Here is a 16572-nt window from a genome sequence, read left to right as displayed (position 1 = left end):
GGGGGTGTCAGCGAGCGTTCATGTCCCGCGGTCGCCAGCTACTGCGGGGCCGGCGCCGTGGTGGGCTTCCAGTTCTTCTCGTGCATGGGGATGGTGATCCGCCGCATGCCCAGCTGCTGCTCCGAGAACCACGGCAGCGTCCGATCGAAGGAGATGGCCGGGATATCCTTCCTCAGGACCCCGTCGAGCCATCCCGGGTGCGCCGGCAGCGCGGTCGTAAGCTTGAGCGTGAAGCGGAAATCGCCGGCATCGTCGATCAGCGCCGGCAAAGGGTTGCCCTCGGGATAGAATTGGACCGTATCCGAGAACGTTTCGCGACCGGCGAGGCTCAACGGCGCGAACGTCCTGTTCGGCTCGTCGTCCTTGGGTGAATGCTCGCCGATATAGGCGCTGTAGTAGCGCTTCGTTTTGACCGGAGCATCGGCCCGAAGGTTTTCGACCGTGAGCTCCATGGTGAGCGCGGTTCCTGTCCGGGCGCCCGAGTTGACGATGGTGATCGGAACGGCGAACAACTCGACATCCCCTCCTTGGGCGCGCGCGTAGTGAATGACGGGCGGCACATACACCTCGAGGGAAGCCGTCTTGAGCACGCTTTCGTAGAACGACAGCCCGGAGAACCCGAGCGCGACCGCCGAGAGCACCGACGCGATGAGCCCTCCGCGTCCGCCGACGTCCGCAATAGTCGTATCCGAGCCGCTGGCCGGCGGCGGAGTGTGGATGCCTGACATGATGACCCTGCGACCTGCAGCCCCTGAGTGGCGTTCTCTGAAATCGGCGCCACCCGACGACAGCACCTGGGCATCATTGCGGCTACGCGGGAGCAAGCGCGGCGCCTCGGAAAGAAAATCTGCGCGTTGGAGTGCGGCGCCGATGGGAATGAGAAAAACAAAACGGCGTTTTCTGGAAGGAGATCTCAAACCCGGCGGAGCGCAGCAAAGATGACCGGCTGATTAAGAAGAGATCTGTTTTTCGAACGAAACAAATCATTCATCGAAGACAAATAATATGCGTCAAAGTCAGGCGGTTGTGTAATCCAATTAAGGTAGCAGATGAAACTGATAAACATGGCGTTCGAGCGCGTTCGCCTGGAAACGCTCATTTCTCTGCTTACGATCATGGCCGTCGTCGTTGCCACGGCCTGCTTGATGCTGGTCGTGCATCTGCAATTGAATGCGGACGCTGAGCGCAAGGCGATCGAGCACCAGCAGCTCTCGCTCCGCATCGGCGCCGAGCTCCTGACCAACGTGCATCCCGGAACCCGCGTGGAATGGTCGCCCGCCGGCGCCGTCGAGAAAATCGTCGTGACGACCCTGCCGGACGACACGGAGCACCGGCTGGTCGACTCCATGACCCGCATGACGGGCGAGCCGGTCACCCTCTTTGCCTATGACGAGAAGACGGACGACTTCATCCGCGCCTCCACCACGGTCAAGACGGCCGACGGCAAGCGTGCGATCGGCACGTGGCTCGGCAAGGAGAGCGCAGCCTACAAGGTCGTGAAGAGCGGCCAAGTCTACAACGGCGCGGCCGACATCCTGGGTACGCCGTACTTCACCATCTATTTCCCGATCGTCGACCAATCCTCCAAGGTGATCGGCCTGCTCTTTGCCGGCGCCCGGCAATCGGTCGCCTACGAGCTTGCCGCCGCCCTCGAGAAGAAGATCCTACTCGTCTCGGGCGTGCTGCTCGTTGTCATGACGATGGTGGGCCTCGCCTTGTCGCGCATGCTGACGCGCCCCATCCCGACGCTCGCCGGCGTCATGGCGCGCTTAGCGCGCAACGACTCGGACAGCGACATCCCCTACACCTCCTATACCAACGAGATCGGCGAGATGGCGCGCGCCGTCTCCGTTTTCCGCGACAACACCCTCGAAAGAACCAAGCTCGAAGCCGAGCGCGCCCGTGAGGCCGAGCGGCGCGAGGCCCGCCAGAAGGCTCTCGAAACCCTGATCGAGAGCTTCAAAGCCGATGCGGAGCAGACGATCGCTGCCGTGACCGTAATGGCGGCAGACCTCGAACGCACGGCGGGAGCCTTGCAGGGCATTGCGTCCGGCACCAACGACAAGGCGCAGCTCGTGGCGACCGCGTCCGATCAGGCCTCGGCCAACGTCGGGACCGTCGCCGCCGCCTCCGAGGAGTTGTCAGCCTCCATCACCGAGATCAGCAATCAGATCAGCGAGGCCCTGAACAACGTCAGCTCGACGAGCGCCATGGCCATGTCCAGCAACGACCGCATGAGCGAGCTGATGTCCTCCGCGCAACAGATCGGCGAGGTGGTGACCCTCATTCGCGAGATCGCCGGCCAGACCAATCTCTTGGCGCTCAACGCTACCATCGAGGCTGCGCGGGCAGGCGAGGCGGGGCGTGGCTTCGCCGTCGTCGCCACCGAGGTCAAGACCCTCGCCATGCGCACGGCCCAGGCCACCGAGAGCATCTCCAAGCAGGTGGAGCAGATCCAATCCGCCACCGACCAGGCCGTGAGCTCCATCGCCGAGATAGCCGAGCGCATGGGGCAGGTGAACAGCATCACGACCACGATCGCAGCCGCGGTGACCGAGCAGGGGGCCGCCACCTCCGAGATCAATGTCTCCGTGCATCACGCCGCCGGCGACACGCGCCATGTGAGCGAGACCATCTCCGGCGTGACGGAGGCCGCGACCACGACCTTCAACTCCGCGCGCGAGGTCCTCGAGACGAGCGCCAAGGTGAGTGCCCGCACCAAGGCGCTGAGCGCCCGCATTGAAAGCTTCCTCGCCGGAGTCGCCGCCGCCTGATCGCGGGTTTCATTGCCCTAGGCGTTTGCAACGCCGGTTAGGACGAGAGCGGTGTCTCCACTGCGAGCGGATTTGCGCCATGCGTCGGACAACGAAAAGGCCGGAGCACGATTTTGCGCGCTCCGGCCAAAACTGTTTTCTTAGCTGCCTGCTGCCTGCTGCCTGCTGCCTGCTGCCTACTGCCTCAGCTCACGGCCCGTCGATATGCACCGCGAGGCTGCGGGCTTCCGCCTTGAGAGACGCCAGCTCGAGCCGCACGTCGCCGGAGGAGAAGCCGGGTTCGGCCTGAGCGGCCGGACGCAGCGCGCCCATCAGCACGAGGGGCGCGAGCGCGAAAACCATAAGGCGCTGGGCGGTCGTCGAGGTCATGAGCGCGTCCTTGCTGACAAGAAGGAGAGGAAGCCACACTGGCACAAGTCCTCTATCCCTTGTCTTAAGGATCACGCCGGGAGCCGAATTCGCTGCAACTAGGGTTGAGGATGCGTTAATCGCCCTTGCGCCGGCTCATGAAGGCGAGGCGTTCGAACAGGTGCATGTCCTGCTCGTTCTTGATCAGCGCACCGGCCAGCGGCGGGATGATCTTGCGGCTGTCCGTCTCCCGCAGCACCGCCGGGTCGATGTCCTCGTTGAGGAGCAGCTTCAGCCAATCGAGTAGCTCCGACGTCGACGGCTTCTTCTTGAGGCCGGGCAGCTCGCGCAGATCGTAGAACACGCGCAGCGCTTCCGACACCATCCGCCCCTTGAGGTTGGGGAAGTGCACGTCCACGATTTGCGTCATGGTCTCGGGATCGGGGAACTTGATGTAATGGAAGAAGCAGCGGCGCAGGAAGGCGTCCGGAAGCTCTTTCTCGTTGTTGGACGTGATGATGACCACCGGCCGGACGTGCGCGCTCACAGTCTCGCCGGTCTCGTAGACGAAGAACTCCATGCGATCGAGCTCCTGTAGGAGATCGTTCGGGAACTCGATGTCGGCCTTGTCGATCTCGTCGATGAGGAGCACCGGCCGCACCTCTGAGACGAAAGCATCCCAGAGCTTGCCGCGTTTGATGTAGTTGCGGATGTCCTTCACGCGCTCGTCGCCGAGCTGCCCGTCGCGCAGCCGCGAGACCGCGTCGTACTCGTAAAGCCCCTGCTGGGCCTTGGTCGTCGATTTGATGTGCCACTCGATGAGCGGCGCCCCGAGCGCGCGGGCCACCTCCAGCGCCAAAACCGTCTTGCCGGTCCCCGGCTCTCCCTTGATGAGAAGGGGGCGCTGAAGCGCGACGGCGGCGTTGACGGCGACCGTTAGGTCGCGCGTGGCAACGTAGCTGGACGTGCCCTCGAACCGCCCGCTGCCGTTGCTCATGCCCTTGTCGGTGCCGGATGCCGTCATGAGCCGGATTTCCTTCTCGAATTTCGCGCTTTTGCCGTGCTGATCCGTCATAGGCGGCCGCTTTCGCGCCCGCAAGAAGGGTAAACGGGCCTGTAGCCGCAGCCTCCGGGATGTCCGGAGGGATGCACAACCCAAAGGTGCAAAAAATCCTGACTTGGCCGCTTGGCGTGGGGCGCCGCCAAATCGTTCGCGATATCCGTCACTTGCGGACCCGATTCCCTCACAGCTTTTAAGAGTTAAACGCCGGAATTTCTTGACATAAGCAGCCGCTCCCGCCAAGAGAGCCACGCCAAACGCTTGGGGCCGCGCGCATCCCCGTGAGATGCGTCGGTAAAAGTCGCTTGGGCAGGCCCGTTATTGGAGGCTCCATATGAGCAAGCGAGCCACGTCGAAGCCGGTCAAATCGAAGGCCGCCGTTAAGGCTAAGGCTGCGCCAAAGCCGGCCGCCAAAAGCGCTGCTGCAAAGTCGAAGCCCGCGCGCCCCGCCGCGAAGCCGGCCAAGGCCACGACCGCAACAAAGACATCGCCGAAGGCCGTCGCGCAGAAATCCAGCGCCAGTCAGGCAAAACCGAGGACCCAGGCCATCGACAAGGCTAAGGACAAGAAGCTGACCGCGAAGGCCGGCACGTCCACCATCGTTCTTTCGCCCGACTATCGCCCCTCCGAGGACGAGCCGTTCATGAACGAGCGGCACCGGATGTACTTCCGCCAGAAGCTTACGGCCTGGAAGGAGGAGATCATCCGCCAGACCAAGGAGACACTGGCCGGGCTGCACGAGGACTCGACACAGCACGCCGACCTCGCCGATCGCGCCACATCCGAGACCGACCGCGCGCTGGAGCTCCGGGCCCGCGACCGTCAGCGCAAGCTGATCGCCAAGATCGACGCCGCGTTGGCCCGCATCGAGGACGGCACCTACGGCTACTGCGAGGAGACGGGGGAGCCGATTGGGCTCAAGCGTCTCGACGCACGCCCCATCGCTACCCTCTCGCTCGAGGCCCAGGAGCGCCATGAGCGCCGGGAGCGCGTCTACCGCGAAGACTAGCAAAGAGCCCTTCGGGGCTTATTTCTCCGTGACGGGCTTGCCGCTTACGGGGTGCGCCGCACGCTGCGCCCGCTCCTCGGCTAGCCGCGACAGCAGCACCCGCACCATGTCCAGATCGCGCAGGTGCACGTCGTGTTGCGCGTAGGGCATTTCGATCCCGGCGTCCCGAAACGCTTTGAAGATCCGGAAGCGCAAATCGCTTTTCGCCGCGTCGCCCTTGGCGACGTCCGGCACCACGCCTCCGAGTGAGAATTCGAGGCCGTCCGCGCCGAAATCCGTGAACGCCACGCTCGGTGCCGGGTGCTGCATCAGCAGCGGACATTCGGACCCGACCTTCTGCAGGATATCCCGCACGTTCTCCGGATCGGACTTGTAGCCGACGCGCACGTTCACCGTGACCGTGCCGAGCGAGTTGCGGTGCGTCCAGTTGGTGACGGCCGACTGGATGAGGTCCGAGTTGGGGACGATGACGCTCGCCTTGTCGAAGGTCTCGATCTCGGTCGAGCGCACCGAGATGCGCCGCACGAATCCTTGCTGATCCTTGACCGACACGCGGTCACCGACCTTGATTGGTCGCTCCACGAGCAGGATGAGTCCCGAGACGAAGTTGTTGATGATCGACTGCAGGCCGAAGCCGATGCCGACCGAGAGCGCGCCCGCGACGATGGCGAAGTTCGTGATGTCGATGCCGCCATAGGCGATCGCCGCCAGCGCCGCGACGATGAAACCCGTGTATCCGATCGCCGTGTGGATCGAATTGGCGATACCCTGGTCGATACGCTGGGACTTCGCAACGCCCTTGTCGATCCAGCGCTGGATGAGGCGCGTCGCAAAAGCCAGCGCGAGGAACAGCGCCGCGGCGATGAGAATGCGGGCGAGCGAGATGCGGAATTCTCCGATCTCGAATCCGAACACCAGCGACCGCATCGCCGAAAGCGCTTCCTGGGCACTGAACCCCCACGTGACCAGGATGAGCGGAATTGCAGCCAGTGCCAGCGCGGCATTGAGTAGGATCGAGAGTACCCGCGTCAGGAGCACGCCCTGCCTGGGATCGAGCCCCACCTTTTCGAAAAGCACCGTAGCGAAGGGTTTCATGCCCGTGCCCGGTGCGCCGAGCAGGGCGCTGATGGCGAGGTGGAACACCAGGATGATGGCGATGGCGCTGCCGGTGACGAGCACCTGCGTGGTGATGAACCGGCCGAGCCCGATGTAGCCCGCGAGCGAAAGGGTGAGGATCGCCACGGCGGCGATCAGAATCGGGATCTTGATCAGATAGGGGCGCAGCCGTGACATCGGTCCACGCCGGCCCGCGATTGCGGCATCGGCGTCACCGTGGTGCACGACGCCCGTCGTGACCGATTTCGGTTCGAACGGCGTGCGCACGAGCGCGAGCATCAGGAGCCCGATGGCGATGCTGGCGAGCGCCATCTCCATGACGCCGATCGAGAGCGGCAGGAACAGGCGGCGGACCGCCTCCTGCAGGATGAGATCCGCCGAGAACACGGCGGCGATGCGCGTGATGATCTTCGTCACCGTTCGCGCCGCCGGCGTGGAAAGGTCGACGAGCCGCCAGGCCGGACGGCGCGGCTGCAGCATGGCGCGCGTCAGAGCGGCAACTCCGACGAAAACGAAAAGCGCGGGAAAGGCCGTATCGGCAATTTGTCCGACTTCGAGCGTGAGCAGGTTGAGCCAGTCGAGCCCCACCCCGAGCACGGAGAGTGCGGCCACGGCCGGCACCGCGAGCAGAGGCGCCACCCAACCGATGGTGGCCGCCTGCACGAAGAAGCTGGGCGGCGCCTCGCGTCGCGGGTCAAGACGCTTGGCCAGGAACCGGCGCACCAGCGCGGTCAGGGCGAAAAAGAGCGCCAGCACGCCCGCGACAAGCCCCGCGAGTTGGGTGCTCTTGCGTGACGCGAGCGTCAGCCATCCCGACAGCGTCTCGCTCACTTGCCGCAGCGCGCCGGGCGCGTCGTCGGCAATCCGGAGCCACGTCGTGGGGGCGAGCGGCGATGGACTGCGTTTCAGGATCTGCGACGCGAAAAGGTTCTGCCGCGCTGTCTGCACGGTGTCGCGCAGCTGGCGTGCGCGCACGAAAATCAGGTCGGTACTCTTCAGCGCACCATCGACCTCGGACGCGAGCGCGTTGAGGCGTGCGCGCTCCGCCGTCACCTCGGCCGATTCCGGAGCCGCATCCTTGGCCGGCGGAGGGCCGAGCTTGTCGATCTGTTGCTGCAGCGCATCGAGCTTGGGCTTGAGGTCGTCTCGGACCACGCGCGCCGTCTGAAACACGCCGATCAGATCTCCCCTGAGACGCTGCAGCTCCTCCTCGTTGTCGAGGCTGCGCTCGGCGGCTTTGGACAGGCGATCGATAGTGTCCTTGAGCTCGGCGACAGGGCGCTGGATGTCAGCGATTTCCTGTTGCTCGGCCGCAGTGAGGACGGGCGCAGGCGGCGGCGCCGGTTCCGCCGCCGGACCCGCCGAAGCGGGAGCCTCTGCGCCCGGCGCCGCGCCGCCCTGCGTCTGTTGAGCCGGAGGCGCACTCTGAGCGTTCGGCGCCGGTTGCGTCTGGGCCCACGCGGCAACCGACGTTACGGCGAGCACGGCAAGCGCGAGGCGCGCAGGGCGAACTGCGTTTTGGAAGCAAGCCAGAATCCCTGCCGAAGCCATCATCGTCCTCGTGGGCGAGACCGCCCGGTCAGGCGGCAAATGTGTGGAAAACCAGACGGCCCAGCGTCCCTTTCCGAGGGCTCAACGCGATTGGGCGCACTGGATTGCCGCGCCGCTCATCACGTGAGGGTTGGATCGACCCGTTGCGGGGAATTTGCGACCGGCGCGGTCGCGTCCGTTTGCACGGAGCCCACGGGGGTCCCAATTCCAGTTTCGATCAGCATGTCGACCGGCCCGCCGGTCATGATCAGGTGCTCGACGTTGTCGCGCCGCACGAGAATGAGGCGGCGCCGGTTGTCGATATTGAACTGTTCGCTGATGGAGAGCCGCCGCAGGGGCTTGGGCCCCCCGAACAGCGAACTGACGGATGGGAGCGTCCCGGCCGTCCCGCCCAGGTATTGGCGCACCGCGTACGCCCCCCCGATCATGGCGACCGCGAGAAACAGAACGATCGCGAGGTAGTAGAGCATATCCCACATAAAATCGTGCACGCGGGCTGCCCCGCGCGTCCCCTGGATCCGGTGTCATTGCCCGTATAGCGCGGAATTCACGCCAATTTAACCCTATTGATCGAACTGTGGACGGCGAGGCGCGGGCACGGATGCCGCCGGGACACGGCCGGTTTCCGACCCGACCAGGAATAAGACACGGGCGTAGCGTAAGCGTATGAGTATCAGAGTTCCCATGCAGGCCTCCAAGGCGGCTCCCCCAGAGAATCAGATAGCTTTCGCCTTCATGAGCGAGAGCGACCTCCGCCAACCCCGGCCAAGCTTGGCAAATGCGAGCGCCCTTCCCGGTGGCGCCTCCGAGCCCGGCGTCATTCCGATCGTTGCCGCGTCCGTCGCCGCCGGCGCATTGGTGCTTGCGCTCGTCGCGTCTCCGGCCGGCGAGCCGCTCCTGCTCACGCTGCTGTCGGTGCTCGCCATGCTGGGCCTGTTCGCCGTGTTCGGCTACGCCGCCGGTCACCTGCGCATCGGAGAACGCGTTCGCGACGACGACCTCGTCCGCGCCTTTGCCAACAGCCTCGACGACGGTCTCCTCGTCACCCGCCGCGACGGCCGCCCGCTCTATGCCAACCGCTCGCTCGCCGAGATGGTGGGCGTCACCGCAGCGGGCGAGATCAACGCCCTCGAAACCCTGTTTGCCGGCGATCCGCGCGCGGCGGCAGCCTACTTCCGCCTTGAGCGCGCAGCTTCGCGCCGCGAGCCATGGCGTGAGGAGATCGAGATCCGCGTCGAGGGACGCCGCTCGCAACTGTTCCGCGTTGCCCAGCGTCCATGCTCGGTTCCGGGCCACGATCGCGAGCTCGGGCCCATGGCGCTCTGGACCATTACCGACGTCACTGCCGAGCGCGCCCGCCAGGTCAGTGCAGTCGCAACCCTCGAGACCACGCTCGAGCGCATGGACAGCGTGCCGGCGGGCCTCATGGAGGTCGATAGCCACGGCGCCGTGCGCCGGCTCAACGCCACGCTTCTGCGTTGGCTTGGCCTCGAGCCGCAGACGTTGTCCGAACGCACGCTGAAGCTCACCGATATCGTCGCCCCCGAAGGCGCTGAGCTGATCGCCAATGCCGCAGCCGCCTTCTACACCACCGGCCAGGGCGTCGATCTCGACGTCGCGATCGACAAGAGCGCACAGGTGCCGCTCCGCTTCTTCGCCCGCCGGGACAACCAGGGCGGCCTCCTGATCGCCGCCTTCCGGCGTGAGGGAAGCGCAGCCGATGATGGTCCGGCCGCCGCAGAGATCCGCTTCGCCCGCTTTTTCCAGTCTTCGCCGTTCGGCATTGCCACCATCGGCGCCGACGGCCGCCTGATGAGCACCAACGCCGCCTTCGCGCGCATGATCCCCGAAGGGTCGTCCGCGATCGGCTCCGCCGCTGCCGATGTTCTCTGCCGCTTTGCCGACGCCGAGATGCGCGCCGCGGTCGAGACGGCGCTGCGCCAGGTGATGACCGGCACCGTGAGCCCGGCTCCGATCGAGATCACGGTCGGACCCAACAACGAATTCTCGCGCCGCCTCTACGCAGCGCCGCTGACTCAGGCCAAGGACGCCCGCGAGGCTGCCATCCTCTATCTGATCGACGCCACCGAGCAGAAGGCACTCGAGGCGAAATTCGCCCAGTCGTCGAAGATGGAGGCGGTCGGCAAGCTGGCCGGCGGCATCGCCCACGACTTCAACAACGTGCTGACGGCCATCATCGGCTTCTCGGATCTGCTTCTGCAGACGCACCGGCCGACCGATCCCGCGCACAAGGACATCATGAACATCCGCTCGAGCGCCACGCGCGCCGCGGGTCTCGTTGCCAAGCTGTTGGCGTTCTCCCGTCGCCAGACGCTGCAGACTGAGCCCCTGCAGCTCGGCGAGGTGCTGGGCGATCTCGCGCCGCTCCTCAAGCGCTCCATCGGCGAGACGATCGACCTCAAGATGCCGTCGGGCCGCGATCTCTGGTACGTCAAGACCGACCGCACCCAGTTCGAGCAAGTTGTCATCAACCTTGCCGTCAACGCCCGCGATGCCATGCCGGAGGGAGGCACGCTCGCCATCACCACCCGCAATGTCACCGAGCGCGAAAGCCAGAAGCTCGGCCAGCACGGCATGGCCGTCGGCGAGTACGTTCTGATCGAGGTGTCCGACACCGGGTCCGGCATGCCGCCGGAGGTGATGGCGAAGATCTTCGAGCCGTTCTTCACCACCAAGGGCGTGGGCAAGGGCACCGGTCTCGGTCTCTCCACCGTCTACGGTATCGTCAAGCAGACGGGTGGCTTCATCTATCCCGAGAGCACGCTCGGCCGTGGCACCACCTTCCGTGTCTACCTGCCGCGCTACATGCCCGACAACGAGGACGAGCTTGTCGCGCAGAAGACCGCCAAGAAGGAGCGCCCGCAGGACCTCACGGGCTCCGGCCGCGTGCTCCTGGTCGAGGATGAGGACGTCGTGCGATCGTTCGCCGTGCGTGCTCTGAAGCGCCAGGGATACGAGGTGTTCGAGGCATCGACCGGCGTCGAGGCGCTGGAGGTGATGGCCGAGCTCGAGGACAGGATCGACATCGTGGTCTCCGACGTCGTCATGCCGGAGATGGACGGGCCGACGCTCCTGAAGGAGCTGCGCAAGAAGAACCCGGATCTCAAGATCATCTTCGTCTCGGGCTATCCGCACGAGGCCTTTGAGACCAGCCTCGACAAGAACGAGCAGTTCGCCTTTCTGCCGAAGCCGTTCTCGCTGCCCCAGCTCGCCGCCAAGGTGAAAGAGCAGCTCGCCCGCTAGGTCGTCACCGGAGAGGACGCGCGACGGCGCGCTGTCCTAGCGGCGGTGTGCCGTAGAGGTCGCGCCGCGATGGACGCGCGGCGCGTGTTGAGGGCTCGGCGAGCTACTTGGTCGTGTAGCCGCCGTTGACGAGGATCGTCTGTCCCGTCATCCACCAGCCATCCGAGACCAGGAAGCGGATCCAGGGCACGATATCCTCGATATGGGTCAGGCCGGTCGGGGTGAAGGGCGAGAGCGCCGCTGCTGTCTTGTGATAGGCGACGGCATCCGCACCTTCGGCTGGATAGAAGAACGGCGTATCCATCGGGCCGGGACCGATCGCCGTCACTGAGATGCCGCGCGCACCGAACTCTTTCGACGCTGCGCGCGTGAAGTGCTCGACCGGCGCCTTGGTTCCCGCATACGCGGCATAGAACGGCGTGAAGGCCCCGAGCAACGACGTCACGAGCGTGCAGATCTTGCCGTTGTCGTTGAGATGCTTACCCGCTTCCTTGATGAAGAAGAAGGCGGACTTCGCGTTGACCGCGCTCATGTCGTCGTATTCGGCTTCGCCGATCTCGGCCATCGGCTTCTTGAGCACCTTGCCGACGGTGTTGATGGCGATGTCCGGCTTGCCAACTGCGCCCGTGGCCTCGGAGAAGAGCTTCTCCACCGCGCCAGCCGTTGTCAGATCCGCCTGCAGGGCGACGGCATGGGCGCCGAGCGCCTTGATGGCAGCGACCGTCGCATCCGCTTCGGCTTTCGCAGCCGCGCTGTTGTAGTGAACCGCCACCGCCTTGGCACCTTGCGCCGCCAGATCGCGCGCAATGAGCCCGCCGAGATTCTTGCCGCCGCCGGCGACGATTGCGGTTTTGCCTCGGATGCTGTGATCGGTCATGACATGGGTCCTTTGATCGCGGGGTGACGTAGCGGCGCGGAGAAGCCGCCGATGCCCTGCACGGTATCGATTGCAATTGAACGATAAATACGATCATTCTGGATTGACTTGTCAGTTCAGCCGAACAATCGCCGTGGATCGCATCGACCTGTTCCGCATCTTCGTCCGCGTCGTCGACTCCGCGAGCTTCACGCGCGCGGCCGACACACTCGGCCTGCCGCGCTCGTCCGTCTCGGCCGCAGTGCAGGAGCTGGAAGCCCGGCTCAGCGCCCGGCTGCTCCATCGAACCACGCGCAAGGTGTCGCCGACCCAGGATGGTCTCGCTTTCTACGAGCGCTGCACGCGCCTGATCGCCGACGTCGAGGAAGCCGAGGCGCTGTTTCGCCAGGCGGCGTCACGGCCTTCAGGCAAGTTGCGGCTCGACGTTCCGGGCCGCATCGGACGCCTGGTCATCGCTCCCGCCCTGCCGGAGTTCCTGGAGCAATATCCGGAGATCGACATCGACCTCGGCGTCACCGACCGCGCGGTAAATCTTGTCGAGGACGGCGTAGACCTGGTCTTGAGGGTGGGGCCGCTCGGCGATTCCGGCTTGATCGCACGCTCCATCGGCGCGTTGCGCCTGTTGAACGTGGCGAGCCCCGGCTACCTTGAGCGCCATGGCGTTCCGCAAACGCCGCGTGATCTCGGAGCGCACTGGGCAGTCAACTACGCATCGCCCTCGACGGGTCGCGTCGAGGAGTGGGAGTGGGTCGACGAGGGCGAGGTGCGCCGCATCCCTCTACGCGCACGTGTGACCGTCAACAGTGCCGAAGCCTATATCGCCTGCTGCCTGTCCGGCCTCGGCTTGATTCAAATTCCGGCCTATGACGTCGAGCGGCACCTGCGCGCCGGCGAGCTTGTGGACGTGATGCCTCGCCATCGTGCGGAGCCGATGCCGGTGACGCTGCTCTACACGCACCGCCAGCATCTTTCGCGCCGCCTGCGCGTCTTTGCCGATTGGCTGGAGCGCCTGCTCAAGCGCGAGATCGTCGTGTGAAAAAGCCCCGGAGACCTGAGCCTCCGGAGCCTTCGACGGGAGAACGTGCGTAAGCTTACTGCTGCGACGAGCTGCCGGCGCCCGAGGCTCCGGTTCCTGCGCCCGAGCTTGCGGTCCCGCTCACGAGGCCGCTCTTGCACGCCTTCGCGAACTCGACCTTGTCGATCGTTCCGTCGTTATCGGGATTCGCGGCCTTGAAGTCGGTCACATAGCCCTTGGCCTGCGTTTCATCGATGGTTGCAGCCCCGCTGGGATTGGCCTGCATCCAGAGGGAATCGCACTCCGCCTTGCTCAGCTTTTGGCCGCCCGCGGCATAAGCGGTTGATGCCAAGGCCATGATCGCAATCGCAGAGGCTCCGATAAGGTGCTTTGTCATAATTTTTCTCCTTGAAAGTGACCCCCGGCAAGCAACGCCGTCGTCAAGACAACGTTCCATCCGCGATATCGCGCTCTAGGAGGGCAAGTCGTCCTCGGGCAGGTCGCCCTCGGGAATGCAACGGCTTTCTCCAGCGACGGGCGCTCCGTCGATGCGCAGTCCGTTGTCGGGACGAGCCGACATTTCCTCGCACGCGGACGCCGTGAGTCCGCGCTCCAGGATGAAGAATTGCGGCGCACCGTTGAGCACAACCATGACGACGAATGCGTACATCATTGTGAAAACGCGAGCGACGCGTCCGCGTTCCGGGCGCGAGCCGGACGTCGCATTGCGAGCCGCGGCCCGTACGCCCGCGTGATCACCCGAGGTCGATGTTGCCCGCCACCTCGTGGCGAAGGTCCGTGCCCTCGGCCGTCAGCACCATCTTGACCTTGAGTTTTCCGTGACCCGCAAGCCCGCGCTCGCGGACGATCCGCTCGATTTCCTGTTGCGAGGAGATGCCGACCTCTTTCAGGAAACGGCGCAAGGACAGATTGAAGCTTTCGTTCTCCATGGCGCGTCTCCGTTCGTTGGCGCGACGGCGGCGATTGGAGAGGGAGGTCCAAGTTCGGTCGAACCTATCGCCGGTCGTCGGGATCGATGGCGTCGAGCAGGCTGTCGAACATCTCCGCTGCCGTCTCGATCACCGCAGCATTCATCTTGTACGCGAGTTCGACATCTTTGAGCGACACCATCGCTTCGGTCGAGTCCCCGATGGGCAGCGCACCGATGCGCACCGGCGTCGGACGCTCGGTCGCCGGCGCCGGCGTTGCGCCGGCGGATGCGACCGCGGCCGCGATCTCGTTGAGCTTTTGGCTCTGCACGGCGAGGGCGTTGGACGCGATGGCGAAGACTTGCAGCATTGGCGGGCGAGCCGATCGGTAAGGCGCGAAGCCTCCACCATCGCCGACCGCCACCTAAGAGCCCGTTAAGAGCATCCACACGCCACCGGCGCCTCGCTGGACAAACGAGAACAAAACGTGTACAACTTATCCACGCGTCGAGTCGCCCATCAACGGTTAACTTATGCCATAAGGTGCCACATGACCAAGCCGGACCTGCACGTCGTCGAAGGGGGAAGAATGGACAAGGAGCATAAGGCCCAGGCGTTGGCGCACGCCCTGGCACTGATCGACAAGAACTTCGGCAAGGGGTCGATCATGCGGCTCGGCGCCAACGAGCGCTCGATGGACATCGAGGCGATCTCGACCGGCTCGCTCGGCCTCGACATTGCGCTCGGCATCGGTGGTCTCCCCAAGGGACGCGTGGTTGAAATCTACGGTCCGGAATCCTCCGGCAAGACGACGCTGACGCTGCAGGTGATTGCGGAAGCTCAGAAGATGGGCGGCATCTGCGCCTTCGTCGACGCCGAGCACGCCCTTGACCCCACCTACGCCAAGAAGCTCGGCGTTCGCATCGAAGACTTGCTGGTTTCCCAGCCGGACGCAGGCGAGCAGGCGCTCGAGATTACGAATACGCTTGTGAACTCCGGTGCGGTCGATGTCGTCGTGGTTGACAGCGTCGCCGCGCTGACGCCCAAGGCCGAGCTCGAGGGCGAGATGGGCGAGGTCACGATGGGCGCCCAGGCGCGCCTCATGAGCCAGGCACTGCGCAAGCTGACGGCGTCGATCTCCAAGACCAAGTGCATGGTGATCTTCATCAACCAGATCCGCATGAAGATCGGCGTCATGTTCGGCAACCCCGAGACGACGACCGGCGGCAACGCCCTCAAGTTCTACTCCTCCGTTCGCCTCGATATCCGCCGTATCGGCCAGATCAAGGAGCGCGAGGAGACGGTCGGCAACCAGACCCGCGTCAAGGTCGTGAAGAACAAGGTCGCCCCGCCCTTCAAGCAGGTCGAGTTCGACATCATGTACGGTGAGGGCATCTCCAAGACCGGCGAGCTGGTCGATCTTGGCGTCAAGGCCAATATCGTCGAAAAGTCCGGTGCCTGGTTCTCCTACGACGGTCAGCGCATCGGCCAGGGCCGCGAGAACACCAAGCAGTTCTTGAAGGAGAACCCGAAGATCGCCAACCAGATCGAGAAGGCCATCCGCGCCAGTGCCGGCCTGATCGTCGACAAGATGCTGGCCGAGCCGGAGAGCGGCACGGGCGACGATGGCGAGCAGCCGGACGAGGACGGCGTGCTGCCGGACGTGTCGGAGGTCGCCGCCAAGAAGGGTGCGGGCCGCGGCGCCAAGCGCTGAGGAACGCGGTGCGGACGGTCGGCCCGGCGGGATCGGCGTGAGCCGTCGACGCCAGGGACGGGCTCGAGCAAGTCCGCATGCCACGGAGCAAATCCGGCGCAGTCTGGGGATGGCCCCGGCCTGCGCCGCTCGCGTTCCTGGACAACGCCCGGGCGAGACCGCTAAAAGCGGCGAAATGGCTTAATCCGCCGCTGCGGAAGTCTGCTTGCCGCACCCTCACTCCGTCATCCCGGCGGAGGCCGGGATCCACGTCACGTAGACGGACAGGTGCGGCGCCCCGCGTGAGCGCTTGCTTTCGCTCGCACGGCTTTCAGGAACAGAGAATGACTGGCGTCAACGAGATCAGACGGGCGTTTCTTGAGTACTTCAAGGCCGAGGGCCACGAGGTGGTGGCGTCTTCGCCGCTTGTGCCGCGCAACGACCCGTCGCTGATGTTCACCAACGCCGGCATGGTGCAGTTCAAGAACGTCTTCACCGGCCAGGAGACCCGGCCCTACGTCCGCGCCGCGTCCTCGCAGAAGTGCGTCCGCGCCGGCGGCAAGCACAACGATCTCGACAACGTCGGCTACACCGCGCGCCATCACACCTTCTTCGAGATGCTCGGCAACTTCTCGTTCGGCGACTACTTCAAGGAGCGCGCCATCGAGCTGGCGTGGAACCTCATCACCAAGGACTTCGGCCTCGACAAGAAGCGCCTGACCGTCACCGTCTATCACGAGGACGACGAAGCGCACGCCATCTGGAAGAAGCTCGCGAACCTCCCCGACGATCGCCTCATCCGCATCGCCACCAAGGATAACTTCTGGCAGATGGGCGACACCGGCCCCTGCGGACCCTGCACCGAGATCTTCTATGATCACGGCCCCAAGATCCCGGGTGGTCCTCCGGGCTCGGCCGACGCCGACGGCGACCGCT

The 16572-nt window shown here is 65.0% G+C and carries 16 protein-coding genes; 6 read left to right on the top strand and 10 right to left on the bottom strand.

The genetic code is table 11. The features are described 5' to 3' along the window. Window positions 1-38: 38 nt before the first annotated feature. Window positions 39-728, bottom strand: a complete 690-nt coding sequence (locus QZV93_RS12295) for a hypothetical protein (RefSeq protein ID WP_295558833.1) — start codon at window positions 726-728, stop codon at window positions 39-41. 321 nt (window positions 729-1049) lie between these two features. On the opposite strand from QZV93_RS12295, the gene QZV93_RS12290 reads away from it, so the two are divergent. Beyond that, the gene (locus tag QZV93_RS12290) at window positions 1050-2774 is read left to right on the top strand and encodes a methyl-accepting chemotaxis protein (protein WP_295558832.1); all 1725 of its coding nucleotides are present in this window, start codon (window positions 1050-1052) and stop codon (window positions 2772-2774) included. A 189-nt stretch (window positions 2775-2963) separates the two neighbouring features. On the opposite strand, the gene QZV93_RS12285 is transcribed toward QZV93_RS12290, so the two are convergent. Beyond that, window positions 2964-3143, bottom strand: coding sequence for a hypothetical protein (locus QZV93_RS12285; protein ID WP_295558831.1), 180 nt, complete (start codon window positions 3141-3143; stop codon window positions 2964-2966). A 115-nt stretch (window positions 3144-3258) separates the two neighbouring features. Then, window positions 3259-4119 (bottom strand): MoxR family ATPase, encoded by an 861-nt coding sequence (locus tag QZV93_RS12280; RefSeq protein WP_295558871.1) that lies wholly within the window; start codon window positions 4117-4119, stop codon window positions 3259-3261. Window positions 4120-4825: 706 nt separating this feature from the next. Between QZV93_RS12280 and dksA the strand changes: the two genes are divergently transcribed. Then, on the top strand, window positions 4826-5191 hold the full coding sequence (gene dksA / locus QZV93_RS17605; protein WP_363157043.1) for an RNA polymerase-binding protein DksA: 366 nt from the start codon (window positions 4826-4828) through the stop codon (window positions 5189-5191). An 18-nt stretch (window positions 5192-5209) separates the two neighbouring features. On the opposite strand, the gene QZV93_RS12270 is transcribed toward dksA, so the two are convergent. Both QZV93_RS12270 and QZV93_RS12265 read right to left on the bottom strand, forming a co-directional pair. Further along, complete coding sequence (locus QZV93_RS12270) at window positions 5210-7861, bottom strand: DUF3772 domain-containing protein (RefSeq protein WP_295558829.1); 2652 nt, start codon at window positions 7859-7861, stop codon at window positions 5210-5212. 116 nt (window positions 7862-7977) lie between these two features. Beyond that, window positions 7978-8349, bottom strand: a complete 372-nt coding sequence (locus QZV93_RS12265; RefSeq protein ID WP_295558828.1) for a hypothetical protein — start codon at window positions 8347-8349, stop codon at window positions 7978-7980. Between the two features lie 244 nt (window positions 8350-8593). Between QZV93_RS12265 and QZV93_RS12260 the strand changes: the two genes are divergently transcribed. After that, complete coding sequence (locus tag QZV93_RS12260; protein WP_295558827.1) at window positions 8594-11122, top strand: ATP-binding protein; 2529 nt, start codon at window positions 8594-8596, stop codon at window positions 11120-11122. A gap of 103 nt (window positions 11123-11225) precedes the next feature. Here the strand turns inward: QZV93_RS12260 and QZV93_RS12255 are convergent, their stop codons facing one another. Then, window positions 11226-11999: an SDR family oxidoreductase gene (locus QZV93_RS12255; protein ID WP_295558826.1), complete on the bottom strand. Its 774-nt coding sequence runs from the start codon at window positions 11997-11999 to the stop codon at window positions 11226-11228. Between the two features lie 133 nt (window positions 12000-12132). On the opposite strand from QZV93_RS12255, the gene QZV93_RS12250 reads away from it, so the two are divergent. Then, window positions 12133-13035, top strand: coding sequence for a LysR family transcriptional regulator (locus QZV93_RS12250; RefSeq protein ID WP_295558824.1), 903 nt, complete (start codon window positions 12133-12135; stop codon window positions 13033-13035). Window positions 13036-13090: 55 nt separating this feature from the next. Here QZV93_RS12250 and QZV93_RS12245 read toward each other — a convergent pair whose 3' ends face one another. From QZV93_RS12245 to QZV93_RS12230, 4 genes are all read right to left on the bottom strand, one after another. Next, window positions 13091-13411, bottom strand: a complete 321-nt coding sequence (locus QZV93_RS12245; RefSeq protein WP_295558823.1) for a hypothetical protein — start codon at window positions 13409-13411, stop codon at window positions 13091-13093. 75 nt (window positions 13412-13486) lie between these two features. Further along, on the bottom strand, window positions 13487-13687 hold the full coding sequence (locus QZV93_RS12240; protein WP_295558821.1) for a hypothetical protein: 201 nt from the start codon (window positions 13685-13687) through the stop codon (window positions 13487-13489). Window positions 13688-13769: 82 nt separating this feature from the next. Further along, window positions 13770-13964, bottom strand: coding sequence for a DUF6494 family protein (locus QZV93_RS12235; RefSeq protein WP_295558819.1), 195 nt, complete (start codon window positions 13962-13964; stop codon window positions 13770-13772). 64 nt (window positions 13965-14028) lie between these two features. Next, complete coding sequence (locus QZV93_RS12230) at window positions 14029-14313, bottom strand: flagellar basal body rod C-terminal domain-containing protein (protein WP_295558818.1); 285 nt, start codon at window positions 14311-14313, stop codon at window positions 14029-14031. Window positions 14314-14493: 180 nt separating this feature from the next. On the opposite strand from QZV93_RS12230, the gene recA reads away from it, so the two are divergent. Both recA and QZV93_RS12220 read left to right on the top strand, forming a co-directional pair. Next, on the top strand, window positions 14494-15657 hold the full coding sequence (gene recA, locus QZV93_RS12225; protein WP_295558817.1) for a recombinase RecA: 1164 nt from the start codon (window positions 14494-14496) through the stop codon (window positions 15655-15657). A 323-nt stretch (window positions 15658-15980) separates the two neighbouring features. After that, on the top strand, window positions 15981-16572 hold a 592-nt coding region (locus QZV93_RS12220; protein WP_295558816.1), incomplete at its 3' end, for an alanine--tRNA ligase-related protein.

It is taken from the genome of uncultured Hyphomicrobium sp. (genome assembly GCF_902826555.1).
Classification (GTDB): domain Bacteria; phylum Pseudomonadota; class Alphaproteobacteria; order Rhizobiales; family Hyphomicrobiaceae; genus Hyphomicrobium_C.
The sequence above is the reverse complement of the archived record's forward strand: the minus strand, read 5'-3'. Positions and strand labels throughout refer to the sequence as shown.

What these genes read in the sequence shown, in the direction of transcription:
- recA (WP_295558817.1), top strand. Translation starts at nt 14,494, where the DNA reads ATGACCAAGCCGGACCTGCACGTCGTCGAAGGGGGAAGAATGGACAAG.
- QZV93_RS12240 (WP_295558821.1), bottom strand. Translation starts at nt 13,687, where the DNA reads ATGATGTACGCATTCGTCGTCATGGTTGTGCTCAACGGTGCGCCGCAA.
- QZV93_RS12270 (WP_295558829.1), bottom strand. Translation starts at nt 7,861, where the DNA reads ATGATGGCTTCGGCAGGGATTCTGGCTTGCTTCCAAAACGCAGTTCGC.
- QZV93_RS12260 (WP_295558827.1), top strand. Translation starts at nt 8,594, where the DNA reads ATGAGCGAGAGCGACCTCCGCCAACCCCGGCCAAGCTTGGCAAATGCG.
- QZV93_RS12290 (WP_295558832.1), top strand. Translation starts at nt 1,050, where the DNA reads ATGAAACTGATAAACATGGCGTTCGAGCGCGTTCGCCTGGAAACGCTC.
- QZV93_RS12230 (WP_295558818.1), bottom strand. Translation starts at nt 14,313, where the DNA reads ATGCTGCAAGTCTTCGCCATCGCGTCCAACGCCCTCGCCGTGCAGAGC.
- QZV93_RS12245 (WP_295558823.1), bottom strand. Translation starts at nt 13,411, where the DNA reads ATGACAAAGCACCTTATCGGAGCCTCTGCGATTGCGATCATGGCCTTG.
- QZV93_RS12255 (WP_295558826.1), bottom strand. Translation starts at nt 11,999, where the DNA reads ATGACCGATCACAGCATCCGAGGCAAAACCGCAATCGTCGCCGGCGGC.
- QZV93_RS12295 (WP_295558833.1), bottom strand. Translation starts at nt 728, where the DNA reads ATGTCAGGCATCCACACTCCGCCGCCGGCCAGCGGCTCGGATACGACT.
- QZV93_RS12235 (WP_295558819.1), bottom strand. Translation starts at nt 13,964, where the DNA reads ATGGAGAACGAAAGCTTCAATCTGTCCTTGCGCCGTTTCCTGAAAGAG.
- QZV93_RS12285 (WP_295558831.1), bottom strand. Translation starts at nt 3,143, where the DNA reads ATGACCTCGACGACCGCCCAGCGCCTTATGGTTTTCGCGCTCGCGCCC.
- dksA (WP_363157043.1), top strand. Translation starts at nt 4,826, where the DNA reads ATGAACGAGCGGCACCGGATGTACTTCCGCCAGAAGCTTACGGCCTGG.
- QZV93_RS12280 (WP_295558871.1), bottom strand. Translation starts at nt 4,119, where the DNA reads ATGAGCAACGGCAGCGGGCGGTTCGAGGGCACGTCCAGCTACGTTGCC.